We start from the raw sequence: 11,400 nt of genomic DNA, 5'->3' as shown, positions 1-11,400 counted from the left end.
ACAGCGCAGGGTCTCGACAGGCGCTGCGCTACGCTGACGCTCTGTTTGAACGGACGTCTTTGCCCTCATGAAACTCTCGCTCATCGTCGCCTTCGACCGCAACCACGCCATCGGCCGCGACAACGATCTGCCGTGGAAGCTGCCCGATGACCTGAAGCGCTTCAAGGCGCTGACACTGGGCAAGCCGATCCTGATGGGGCGCAAGACTGCGCAGTCACTGGGCCGTGCGCTGCCAGGGCGCCTGAATCTGGTGCTGACGCGCTCGGGGCAGGTGCCCTTCGATGACATGCATGCAGTGGCCTCGGTAGACGAGGCGATCGAACGCGCGGCGCAGGAAGGTGCGCAGGAGCTGTGCGTGATCGGGGGAGGCGAGGTGTACCGCCTGACCATGGAGCGCGCCGATCTGCTGGCGGTCACCGAAGTGGACACGGCCGTCGAGGGCGCCGATACGCACTTCCCGCCGATCGATCCGGCGGTGTGGGTGCCCGCCGAGCGCAGCGCGCATGCGGCAGACGCGCGGCACGCCTTCGCTTTCAGTTTCGTGGATTACCAGCGCCGCTGATGGGCCCCTGGCGTCGGGCCGGCGGCACCGACGCGTGCACGGGCTCACTCCTGGGACGTGTCGCCCGGCGCTGCAGCGGGTGCAGCAGCATTGCCGCCATTGCCATTGCCATTGCCATTGCCATTGCCGCCACCACGCCCACCGCGTGCGCGTTGCCGGCCCTGGCGTTCGCGCGCGCGACGCGGTGCACGCGGCGCCGTTGCCGGCGCAGTGACCTCGCGACCCGGCACCTGCACCACGCGCAGTTCGTCGGTATCCAGCTGCAAGGCGGTGAGCTTGCCGCCCCACACCGCACCGGTATCGATGGCATGCACGCCCTGGGTGATGGTCAGCCCCAGGGCCGACCAGTGGCCGCAGACGATCTTGAGATCGCGCTCCACCCGCCCCGGCACTTCGAACCAGGGGTGCAGGCCCTGGGCCTGGGTGCCGGGTGTGCCCTTGTCGTCGGTGGCGATGCGCCCACGTGGCGTGCAATAACGCATGCGGGTGAACAGGTTGATGATCGCGCGGCTGCGGTCGTACCCGCTCAGGCCCGGCGACCAGCCCGGCTGATCGCCGTACATGTTGCGCAGCAGCTTGCGATAGCCACCGCCCTGCAACTGCTGCTCGACTTCGCGCGCATGCTTTTCGGCCATCTGCGTGGTCCATTTGGGCGCTAGCCCGGCATGGATCATCATCCAGCCCAGCTCGCGGTCCACGTGCGCCAGCTTCTGCATGCGCAGCCAGTCGAGCAGTACGTCGCGGTCTTCTGCCAGCACGATGCGCTGCAGATCCGGATTGACCTTGCGTTGTTCTTCTTCCGAGCGCGCGCCGATCGCCAGCAGCGACAGGTCGTGATTGCCAAGCACCACCACGCTGTGCGCGCGCAACGAGTGCACCAGGCGCAGCGTTTCCAGCGATTGCCCACCGCGGTTGACCAGATCGCCGCAGAACCACAGCGTGTCCTGGGCCGGGTCGAACCGGATCTTTTCCAGCAGCTGCTGGGTGATGTCGTAGCAACCCTGCAGATCGCCAATTGCCCAGACGCTCATCGCGCGTGCTCCCTCAATGCAGCATCCATCAGTGCAGCGTCCTCGGCACGCTCAGCACGAAGGCGGCGATTGGCGCGGTGAATTCGGTGCCATCGTCGGCCACCATGTCGTAGTAGCCCTGCATCTGCCCCTGTTCGGTTTCCAGCAGCACACCGGAGGTGTAGTGGAAGGCCTCGCCCGGACGCAACCGCGGCTGCTCGCCGACCACGCCTTCGCCATCCACCTGCTCGGTGCGGCCGTTGGCGTCGGTGATTTTCCAGTGGCGCGCAATCAGGCGCGCTGGCACGGCGCCGGCGTTCTGGATGCGAATGCTGTAAGCGAAGGCATAGCGGCCTTCTTCCGGAGTCGATTGATGGGCGAGGAAGCGTGGTGACACCTCGACCTCGACCCGGTAGCGCGGATCATCTTGCATGGGGAAAGTTTAGAGGGTGTTCTGTACTTTGAGGTGAGTGCGTGCGGTCGGTCTCGCGCCGCGTCGGGCGCGGTGATTCAAGCCAGCTCGACATTGGCCAGACGAATGAAATCGGCAACATCCAGCTGCTCGGCGCGCGCGTCCGGGCGCACCCCGGCGGCCTCGAAATGCGCCGGCTCGCAGACCGTGGACAGGGCGTTGCGCAAGGTCTTGCGGCGCTGCCCGAAGCCGGCGCGCACCACATCGGCAAAGCGCTTGCGGTCCTTGATCAACACGCTGGCCGCATCGCGCGGTACCAGCCGCACCACCGCAGAGTCCACCTTGGGCGGCGGGCGGAACGCGCCCGGCGGCACCACGAACAGCGCGGTCACCTCGCAATAGGCCTGCAGCATCACGCTCAGCCGGCCATAGACCTTGCTGCCCGGGCCGGCCGCCATGCGGTCGACCACTTCCTTTTGCAGCATGAAGTGCATGTCGGCCACTGCGCCGGCATGGTCCAGCGCATGGAACAGGATCGGCGAGGAGATGTTGTAGGGCAGGTTGCCGACCAAGCGGATCGGGGTGCAATCGGCCACTGCGGTGAAGTCCACGGCGAGCACGTCGCGGTGGATGATCTGCAGCTGGCCGATCGGTGCAGCGGCGTCGGTCAGCGGCGCAATCAAGTCGCGGTCGAACTCGATCACGGTCAATGCGCCGTGCTTGCGCAGCAGCGGAAAGGTGATCGCGCCCTGGCCGGGGCCGATTTCGACCAGATGCTGGCCGGGGCGCGGGTCCACTGCCTGGACGATCCGGTCGATGTAATACCGGTCGGCAAGAAAGTGTTGGCCGAGCGACTTCTTGGCCGGTGCGCTGAAAGAGGAATTCATGCGCAGAGTTTAACGGAGCGCGGGCATGCCCGCGGCACGCGCCTGGTGCGTCTACCGAAGAGCTGATTGATTTGGCGCTGTTGGCCTTGGCCTGGCGCTGATTCGCGCAGTTGCGGGTGAGCGCCAAAGCAGCATCCGTGGCGACAGACGTGCCACCCCCAACTACTGGCCGATGTAGGTATGCGCAGGTGGCAATCGGCTCTCTAACAAGCGAGCGTTCGCTGCACACATCGCCAATCCAATACGGGAGGGCGCGGTGTGCCACTTTGCGTGCGGCGTTTGCGACACGCGAAAGTAGAGCGCGGCTGTGCCTGACATTCAGTGCATCACGTTCCGCACAGGTGTCCGCACGGTAAAGGCCGCTGACCGAAATCGCCTTGAACATGCCGGCGATGCCTCGCCTGCAAACGCGATGACCCTCGGCCCTAATGCCACCTTGACCTCAGACCGGAGTGGCACAGCAACAAACGCATGGCTGGTGGTAGCGGTGAAGCGCGTTCCCGACCCGGCGGCGTTCGCTCACGTGCTGAACCGGGTCTGCCGCTGCGCGGCACCGATCTTTCGAATCAGCTGCGTCCAGCCAGGCGTGCGCAAAGCGCCGTCGCGGCAAGCAGGCTGGAGGGATCGGCCACGCCGCGCCCGGCCAGTTCCAGCGCGGTGCCGTGATCGACCGCCACGCGCGGGTAGGGCAGGCCGAGGGTGATGTTCACCGCCTGCTCGAATCCGCTGTACTTGAGCACCGGCAGCCCCTGGTCGTGATACATCGCCACCACCGCATCGAAGCCGGTGAGCTTCTGCGGCAGGAAGGCGGTGTCGGCCGGCAGCGGGCCGATCAGCTGCATGCCTTCGCTACGCAATTGATCGAGCACCGGAATGATGACGTCCAGTTCCTCGCGGCCGAGCAGCCCGTCTTCGCCAGCATGCGGGTTGAGACCGAGCACCGCGATGCGCGGATGTTCCAGGCCGAAGTCCCGTTGCATGGCAGCGGCGGTGATGCGCAGGCAGCGCGCCAGCGCCTCGGCGGTGATCGCCTCCGGCACCGCGCGCAGTGGCAAGTGAGTGGTCACCAGCGCCACCCGCACGATGCTGTTGGCCAGCATCATCACCACCGGGCAGCCGGCCTGTGCAGCAAGCAACTCGGTGGTGCCGGTGTAGGCAATGCCGCCGGCGTTGATCACGGCCTTGTGCACCGGGCCGGTGACGATGCCCTGCAGCTTGCCAGACAGGCAGTCGCCTGCCGCTCCCAGCAAGCCGGCAATCACTGCGGCCGCATTGGCGGGATCGGGCGTGCCGAAGCGAGTAGGGGTGGCCTGACGGACCGGATGCAGCGGCAGATCGCCGGGCAGGCGTGCGCGTTGGTCGGGATCGAGCAGGCGGACAGACAAACACAGCGCCTTGGCGGCGCTGTGCAGGGTGTCAGGATCGGCGTACGCGATCAGATGGGCATCCGAGCGCGGCTGCTGGGCGAGCCGGATACATAGTTCCGGCCCGATCCCGGCCGGCTCGCCTGGCACCAGCGCGAGCGAGGAAACCATCGGCTTAGCGCGTCGGCTGGGCCGGCGGCGTCGGTGCAGCGGGTGCAGCCGCTGGTGCGGGCGCTGCGGTGGCATCGGCATCGGCGCGGTCGCCGGTGCGGAAGCTCACAAACGCCTCGCCACGCAGTTCCTGAAGGTAGCGGTTGTACTCTTCTTCCAGCTTGCGACGACCGATCGTCTCGCGGATCTGGGCGCGCTGATTTTCAGCGCTGACATCGGTCTGGCGCGTACCAACACGCTGCACGATGTGCCAGCCGGCCTGGGTGCGGAACGGCTCGGACACCGCGCCATCGGTCAGGCCTTCAACCTGCTTGCCGAAGTCCGGGCCGAACGCATCGGCTGGGAACCAGCCCAGGTCGCCACCCTGACCGCGGCTGTTGGTGTCCTCGGAGGACTCCTTCGCCGTTGCCTGGAAATCAGCGCCGCCCACGATGCGCGCACGCAGCGTGTCGATCTTCGCCTTGGCCTGCGCTTCGGTCTGGTTGTCGCCGATACGCACCAGGATGTGCCGTGCGTTGTACTCGGTGACGACCTTCTTTTCGCCGCCTGCATTGGCGTCGCGCATTTCCACCAGCTTGAGCAACTGGAAACCGCTGGGGCCACGCAGCGGCCCGGCAACCTGGCCAGGCTGCATGTCGCGGATCAGTTGGGCGAATGCGTTGGGAATCTCGTCCAGGCTGCGCCAGCCCAGGTCGCCACCTTCCAGTGCATTCGGGCTATCCGAATAACGCACCGCAGCTGCGGAGAAGTCCAGCTCGCCCTTGTCGATCAATGCCTTGACGCCGTCGACCTTCTTCTGGCCAGTGGCAATCTGTTCGGCCGTGGCGCCTTCCGGCAGGCCGACCAGGATATGCGCCAAGTGGTACTGGCTACCGGTCGTGGCCTGCTGGGCCAGTGCGGTGTCCACTTCGCCTTCGCTCACGCTGATGCGGCTCTGCGCAAAGCTCTGGCGCAGGCGCTGCACGATGATTTCATCGCGCACCGAGGCGCGGAAATCGGCGTAGCCCATGCCGTCGGCCGCCAGCTTCTGGCGCAGCCCGTCCACGGAGGTGCCGTTCTGCTGGGCGATGCTGGCGATGGCGCGGTTCAGTTCCTCGTCGCTGACGCGGATACCGCTGCCTTCGGCACGACCGACCTGCAACTTGACCAACACCAGGCGCTCGAGCACCTGCCGCTGCAGGACGTCGTCCGGCGGCAGCTGGTTGTCGCGGCCGGCGTATTGCGACTTGACGTTGCGCACAGCGCGATCAAGCTCGCTCTGCAGCACCACGTCTTCATCCACGATGGCAGCGATGCGATCCAGCGGCTGGGATTGCTGTGCCGAGGCCAGCGGCGAGACCGTGCTGGTGATCACCAGCAGCGAGGCGAGGAGTACAGAGAAAGGCTTGGTCATGGAATCAAGTTCGGATCGTAATCGTCCGGATTAGTCGTGGTGTTGCTGGGCGGGACCAGGTAGAGGTCGTCGCGGTAATAGCCGAGAATAGCACGGCGCAAAGTGCGGTCCGTGTTCTGGCCAAACGAGCTCAGGCCCTTGAGCACGAACTCAAACTGGATGGAGTTGTCCATCTCGCCGTCGCGGTTGCGCACGAACCGGCGCACCAGGGCGCGCACCGCCAGGCAGCAGCTGTCCCACTGCACGCCGCCGATGATTTCCAGCGGCTTGCGGTCCAGCAGCGAGTAGTAATACCGACCAACCGCACTCCAGGTGGGATTGATCGGATACAGGAAGGAGAAGTCGGCCTGCTTGAGCTGGTCGCTTTCATCAATGAGGTTGCGACGGTAGCGATACGCCAGGTTGATGATGCCGTCGTTGTTGAGCAGATAACGCGTGCGCAGGCTGGCCAGATCTTCCTTACGCGAGTTGGGATTCCACTGATAGGTGGCGCCCATCGACCAACGGTCGTTGATCATGTAGTTGGCATCGGCCACCCAGGCGGACTTGCCCTGTTCGATGGTCTGCTCGCTACCGGCCGCCGAGTTGGTGCTGTTGTTGATGGTGACCAGCGAATCGTTGAAGTACAGGATCTGGCCTGCACTCAACGACAACTTCTCGCGACCATCGTCCTGGCGCAGCCAGCGCGAGGTCACCGCCAGGGTCAGCTGGTTGGCATCGTTCTGACGGTCCGCGCCGGTGTAACGCGAATCGCGGAACAACTGGCCATAGCTGAAAGTAAACGGACGCGTATCGAAGACCGGCAGATCGTCCTGGTCGCGGTAGGGCACGTACAGGTAGTACATGCGCGGCTCCAACGTATTGAGATAGTTGGTGCCGAACAGCGAGGTCTCGCGGTCGAAATACAGGCCGGCATCCACCGAGGCGATCGGGAGGCTGCGTGAGGGCGAGCGATCGCCGGTCAGCGGCGCCGTGTTGGCCAGCGTCGAATCCAGCTGGTACGCGGTATAGCGCCAGGCCACGGTCGGAGTAAAGAACCAGGCTGCGCCGGACAAAGGCATCGAGATATAAGGCTTGAGGTCAAGGCGTGAGCCGCTGCCGTATTCCTGGTTACGGATGTTGGTACGGACGTACTCGTCGTTATCGTCGCGGTTGTTTGTTTCGCCTGGAGCGCTGGGGCTCGGAGGCTGGACGAAGTAGGAGTCGTCATGGGTGAAACGCACGGCTTCGGCGTAGACGCCCGCCTCGAAAATGCCAAACGGCTTTTCCCAGGTGAAATACGCGCGCGGCTGCCGGTTGTAAGGTAACGCTCGCTCATCCAGTGTGTAGTCGGTGAGCTGCCAACGGTCAGCCATCAGGCCCGCGGTCCAGGTCTCGCCGGTGCCGTAGATGCCCACGGTGCTTTGCAGGCTGGAGGCCGAGCCCATGCCGTTGATGCGGCTGGTGAAATCTTCCACGTAGCGCGTGTCGCTGACCCAGGAGATGCTGCTGCGCGCCTGCCAATTGCTGTTGACGTTGTGGTAGCCGCTATAGAAGACGCTGCCACGGTCTTTGTCGCGCAACTTGTCGTTGGGCAGATAGTTGCCGGTGATCTCGCCACGGCCGCCGTCGTACAGGTAGCGGAATTCGGTACCGAACATGAAACCGCGCTTGCTCATGTAGCGTGGCAGCAGCGTGGCGTCGTAATTCGGCGCCAGGTTGAGGTAGATCGGCTGCAGGTAATCGAAGCCGTTGCGGCCGGACAGGCCGAACTGCGGGAACAGCAGGCCGGTCATGCGACGGTCATCGATCGGAAACTTGAACCACGGGAAGTACAGCACCGGCACCTTGCCGATCTGCAGCACGGCGTTGCGCGCGGTACCGAAGCCTTCTTCGTTGTCGACGTCGATCTCCGGCGCGCGAACGCGCCAGATCGGCTGCGAGGGATCGCAGGTGGTATAGGTCGAACGGTGCATCTGCCCGACCTGGCCCTGCAGGTCCACCGATTCCGCCGCGCCATTACCGCGGCGATCCACCAACTGGTACTGGATGTTGCTGACCTTGTGGGCGTCGGTGTCCTGATTGCCTTCGGCGCGGTCTGCAACCATGCGGAAGGAGGTGTCCTGATAGCGCACGTTGCCTTCGGCGATGTAATTGCCGGTCTCAGTGTCCATGCGCAGGTTGTCCGCACCCAGGAACTGGTCGCCGCGCTTGAGCGCCACGTTGCCCTGGTATTGCGGGGTGGTGCTGGTGCCGGACAGCTGATCGCCTTCGATATCGGTGGGCAGCTGTTGGCGCATCTCGGCGGCTTTGGCATCGGCGGCCGGGGCGCCGTCGAAACCGGGCAGCGGATCCACGGCCGGGCACAGTCCCCAGTTCAACGGCTTGTCGGCAGCCATGGCTGGGAGGCAAATGGCAATGCTCAAAGGCAGGGGCAGCAGGCGGAGGACTCGGCGCACGCGACTATCATTAGGAAAAGCAGAAGCTAGCTTGCCCTATTATCCGTGCATGAGCAATGAATGGTGATGAACGACAGCGGCTTTTTTTAAGATCAAAAGTGGCCGTCTCGGAATAGTTCGGACGGCCACTTGAGTTTTATCTCAACGACCAGAATACGCCGTTTCTACCTTGTGCCCTGCCCAAAATTCCTAGCGCACCATTTGCGCTTAACAATAAATAAAAATCCGACCCCCCTTGCGTGTTTGACGCCCAGACGGGGCTGCCTGCAGAATTGTAGACCACAAAATTACCATCAGTCTGCATGACTGCGTTTTGCCCTAATCCAGATGTCCCTGATTGCCATTTAAGAGATCCCTGGAAATATAACTCCAAATTTCCTGTGGGGGTAAAGTCTAACCTTGCCGTTCCTCCTGGCGTTTGAAAGCTACTTCCTTTTGTAAAAACTGTTCCTGGAAGAAATGTTATTCCGTCTAATCCGTCAGGAAAATCTCCCGTAGCTCTCCATGACTGGCCTAGGCCGTAAACTACCAAATTCCCATCGTCTTGAACTGCGAGGTAGCCGTCTTGCACCATCCCAGTCACCTGGGAAGGTGCGCATGTCCAGAACAGTGGTGGGCCTGAAGCGCCGTTCTTTTGCATGCCAGCGCACCTTGAGAGCCTCGTGCTTGTATTGGGCAGGAAGTTAAATGAATCCCCCTGAGATACTCGTCCGCCGCTCTTGGCTACCCATGTCTCAGAGTTATCTGAATTTCTGTAAAGCCTCAACGACCCGTCTGCGAGAAACCTTAAAGAATAAGCGCCTCCGGGTGAGGTTAAAGTTTCCTCTGGAACTAACCGCTCTCCCTGACTTAGCTGGCCTGCAAACTTGGGGCGTAGCGTCTGAGAGTTGGCTTGACTAAAAGTCAATGCAGTCGTGAAAAATAATATTACTTTAAATAATTTCATTTTATGTCCTTTAAAATGAGAAGTAATAGTGTTTCTGGTTACTGCATTAAGATTTTAACATGCGCGACTGAGCATTCCGCAAGCGCCTGCAGGTCGTAGCCGCCCTCCAGCATGGACACGACGCGTCCGCGCGCATGCCGTTCGGCCAGGCTGCGCAAGGCACGGGTCAGCCAGGCAAAATCGTCGGCGTCGAGCATCAGATCGGCCAGCGGATCGCGCAGATGCGCATCGAAGCCGGCAGAGATCAGGATCAGTTGCGGGCGGAAGGCGTCGATCAGCGGCAGCATCTCGTCTTCCCACACGTTGCGGAAGCGCAACCCGTCGCTGCCCGGTGGCAGCAGCAGGTTGTGGATGTTGCCGAGGCCGCGTTCGTAGACGCTGCCCGAGTGCGGATACAGCCCGGACTGGTGGGTGCTGAGGTATTGCACGGTCGGGTCGCGCTCGAAGATCGCCTGCGTGCCGTTGCCGTGGTGGACGTCGAAATCCACGATGGTGATGCGTTCCAGCCCATGCCGGTCGCGCGCGTGGGCGGCTGCCAGGGCGATGTTGTTGAACAGGCAAAAGCCCATCGACACCTGCCCGGTGGCGTGGTGACCGGGCGGGCGGACCGCGCAGAACGCGGTGCGGGTGAGGTCGTGCATGACCGCGTCCACGGCCGCGATGCCGGCACCTGCCGCGCGCAAGGCGGCCGCGCGCGAGCCGGGCGACATCACGGTGTCCACATCGAGCCGGTGATGGCCTTCGAAGGCGGTTTCCAGTATCGCATCGACCTGTTCGCGCTCGTGCACCCGGCACAGGTCGCCGAGCTTGGCCAGCGGCGCCTCGCGCCAGTCCAGATCCGGGAAGGCGTCGCGCAGGGCATCGACCACCGCTTCCAGACGGGCGGGGCGCTCGGGATGCTCGGGGCCGGCGTCGTGGCCGAGGCAGGCGGGATGGGTAAAGACCAACATGGGGCAAATCTAGCCTGTCCGCCGTGCCATGTGCATGCTCAGCCGCGCCGGCGGTCGTGCCGCCACAGCACTTCCTGCTGGCCATCGGCACGCGCCAGCACGCGGGCGAGTACGAACAGCAGGTCGGACAGGCGGTTCAAATAGCCGATCGCCTCGCTGCGCACTTCCTCCTGACGCGACAGCGCAACGGTCTCGCGCTCGGCCCGGCGCACGATGGTGCGGGCCAGATGGCAACGTGCGGCCGCTTCGCCACCGGCCGGCAGGATGAATTCCTGCAGCGCGGGAAGCGTGTCGTTGAAGTGATCGAGTTGACGCTCCAGCGCCTCGATATCGGCGGCGTCGATCGCTGCATGCCCGGGGATGCACAGCTCGCCACCCAGATCGAACAGTTGGTGCTGGATGGTCGTCAGCAGCGCGGCGATCGGCTCCGGCACGCCCGGGGCGGCCAGCAATACGCCGATGGCCGAATTGGCTTCGTCCACGGTGCCGTAGGCAGTGACGCGCAGCGCGTCCTTGCCGGTGCGGCTGCCGTCGCCCAGACCGGTGCTGCCGTCGTCGCCGGTACGCGTATAGATGCGTGAGAGCCGGTTGCCCATCTCAGCCGGCCTGGGTCTGGCCGTGCGCGCTGGTCAGGCGCTCGGCGGCAACCTGGATCACCGCGGCCGCCGCAACGTAGAGCGCGGCGCTGCGCAGGTAAGGCCCCAGCCAGTCGGTGTAGTTCTTGAACCAGCCGGCGACGGTCGGCTCGGCCACGCTGGCGCTGATCCAGTAGAAGCTGCCCTGGGCGATCAGCTGGCACAGCGCCACGGCGATCAGCAATGCAGGCACCAGCCTGCCCAGCGCGCTCCACTCGGCGCCATGGTAATGCCGGCGCAGCCAAACGCCACCGGCCCACAGCGCGAAATACGCCGGGATCAGGCACCAGTAAGCGGGCGACACGCAGTAGTGCTGCCAGAAGCTCAGGCCCTGGTTGGTGATCACCAGCCAGTCCACCGCCACCGCCAGCAGCATCAGCAGCGGGAACGCCAGTTTGCTACGCGCGGCCAGATGGAATCCGCCAATGAAGAACACCGCCCAGGACGCGTCCGGGACCGGCGCGAAGTGGTTGATCCGCGTGGCCGCCATCAGGACGGCGAGCAGGCTCAAAATCAGGGTGTCGTGCGAGCGAGGAGTCATGCGCGAAAGGAGCCGGATCACAGGCCCGGGAGTGTAGCGTGGAACCCACCGCGCCACGCGCGCCTGGCGCGTCAAGCTGTCCCACCCGATC

The 11,400-nt window shown here is 64.1% G+C and carries 11 protein-coding genes; 1 reads left to right on the top strand and 10 read right to left on the bottom strand.

Annotated elements, in window-relative coordinates:
- Positions 1-67: 67 nt before the first annotated feature.
- Positions 68-562, top strand: coding sequence for a dihydrofolate reductase (locus ACD584_RS10055; protein ID WP_070691958.1), 495 nt, complete (start codon positions 68-70; stop codon positions 560-562).
- A 44-nt stretch (positions 563-606) separates the two neighbouring features.
- On the opposite strand, the gene ACD584_RS10050 is transcribed toward ACD584_RS10055, so the two are convergent.
- The 10 genes from ACD584_RS10050 to ACD584_RS10005 form a co-directional block, all read right to left on the bottom strand.
- Positions 607-1,593: a symmetrical bis(5'-nucleosyl)-tetraphosphatase gene (locus ACD584_RS10050; protein ID WP_076036360.1), complete on the bottom strand. Its 987-nt coding sequence runs from the start codon at positions 1,591-1,593 to the stop codon at positions 607-609.
- 28 nt (positions 1,594-1,621) lie between these two features.
- Positions 1,622-2,005, bottom strand: a complete 384-nt coding sequence (gene apaG, locus ACD584_RS10045; RefSeq protein ID WP_011036026.1) for a Co2+/Mg2+ efflux protein ApaG — start codon at positions 2,003-2,005, stop codon at positions 1,622-1,624.
- Positions 2,006-2,082: 77 nt separating this feature from the next.
- Positions 2,083-2,871, bottom strand: a complete 789-nt coding sequence (gene rsmA, locus ACD584_RS10040) for a 16S rRNA (adenine(1518)-N(6)/adenine(1519)-N(6))-dimethyltransferase RsmA (protein ID WP_076036359.1) — start codon at positions 2,869-2,871, stop codon at positions 2,083-2,085.
- A gap of 566 nt (positions 2,872-3,437) precedes the next feature.
- Entirely contained in the window at positions 3,438-4,406 is a 969-nt protein-coding gene (pdxA, locus tag ACD584_RS10035) for a 4-hydroxythreonine-4-phosphate dehydrogenase PdxA (protein ID WP_076037783.1), read from the bottom strand.
- A gap of 4 nt (positions 4,407-4,410) precedes the next feature.
- Complete coding sequence (locus ACD584_RS10030) at positions 4,411-5,799, bottom strand: peptidylprolyl isomerase (RefSeq protein WP_076036358.1); 1,389 nt, start codon at positions 5,797-5,799, stop codon at positions 4,411-4,413.
- Positions 5,796-8,237 (bottom strand): LPS-assembly protein LptD, encoded by a 2,442-nt coding sequence (gene lptD / locus ACD584_RS10025; protein WP_076036357.1) that lies wholly within the window; start codon positions 8,235-8,237, stop codon positions 5,796-5,798. Before lptD ends, ACD584_RS10030 begins: the two co-directional genes overlap by 4 nt.
- Before the next feature lie 136 nt (positions 8,238-8,373).
- Positions 8,374-9,183: a hypothetical protein gene (locus tag ACD584_RS10020; protein WP_076036356.1), complete on the bottom strand. Its 810-nt coding sequence runs from the start codon at positions 9,181-9,183 to the stop codon at positions 8,374-8,376.
- A gap of 38 nt (positions 9,184-9,221) precedes the next feature.
- A complete protein-coding gene (locus ACD584_RS10015) occupies positions 9,222-10,133 on the bottom strand; it encodes a histone deacetylase family protein (protein ID WP_076036355.1) in 912 nt (303 codons plus the stop codon).
- A gap of 38 nt (positions 10,134-10,171) precedes the next feature.
- Positions 10,172-10,729, bottom strand: coding sequence for a cob(I)yrinic acid a,c-diamide adenosyltransferase (locus ACD584_RS10010; RefSeq protein WP_076036354.1), 558 nt, complete (start codon positions 10,727-10,729; stop codon positions 10,172-10,174).
- Between the two features lies 1 nt (position 10,730).
- On the bottom strand, positions 10,731-11,309 hold the full coding sequence (locus tag ACD584_RS10005) for a hypothetical protein (RefSeq protein WP_076036353.1): 579 nt from the start codon (positions 11,307-11,309) through the stop codon (positions 10,731-10,733).
- Between the last annotated feature and the right edge of the window lie 91 nt (positions 11,310-11,400).

It is taken from the genome of Xanthomonas sp. NCPPB 2922 (assembly GCF_041520885.1).
Classification (GTDB): Bacteria; Pseudomonadota; Gammaproteobacteria; order Xanthomonadales; family Xanthomonadaceae; genus Xanthomonas; species Xanthomonas campestris.
The sequence above is the reverse complement of the archived record's forward strand: the minus strand, read 5'-3'. Positions and strand labels throughout refer to the sequence as shown.

Excerpts from the sequence above, each read along its gene's own strand:
- ACD584_RS10055 (WP_070691958.1), top strand. The coding sequence starts at position 68 with ATGAAACTCTCGCTCATCGTCGCCTTCGACCGCAACCACGCCATCGGC.
- ACD584_RS10050 (WP_076036360.1), bottom strand. The coding sequence starts at position 1,593 with ATGAGCGTCTGGGCAATTGGCGATCTGCAGGGTTGCTACGACATCACC.
- apaG (WP_011036026.1), bottom strand. The coding sequence starts at position 2,005 with ATGCAAGATGATCCGCGCTACCGGGTCGAGGTCGAGGTGTCACCACGC.
- rsmA (WP_076036359.1), bottom strand. The coding sequence starts at position 2,871 with ATGAATTCCTCTTTCAGCGCACCGGCCAAGAAGTCGCTCGGCCAACAC.
- pdxA (WP_076037783.1), bottom strand. The coding sequence starts at position 4,406 with ATGGTTTCCTCGCTCGCGCTGGTGCCAGGCGAGCCGGCCGGGATCGGG.
- ACD584_RS10030 (WP_076036358.1), bottom strand. The coding sequence starts at position 5,799 with ATGACCAAGCCTTTCTCTGTACTCCTCGCCTCGCTGCTGGTGATCACC.
- ACD584_RS10020 (WP_076036356.1), bottom strand. The coding sequence starts at position 9,183 with ATGAAATTATTTAAAGTAATATTATTTTTCACGACTGCATTGACTTTT.
- ACD584_RS10015 (WP_076036355.1), bottom strand. The coding sequence starts at position 10,133 with ATGTTGGTCTTTACCCATCCCGCCTGCCTCGGCCACGACGCCGGCCCC.
- ACD584_RS10010 (WP_076036354.1), bottom strand. The coding sequence starts at position 10,729 with ATGGGCAACCGGCTCTCACGCATCTATACGCGTACCGGCGACGACGGC.
- ACD584_RS10005 (WP_076036353.1), bottom strand. The coding sequence starts at position 11,309 with ATGACTCCTCGCTCGCACGACACCCTGATTTTGAGCCTGCTCGCCGTC.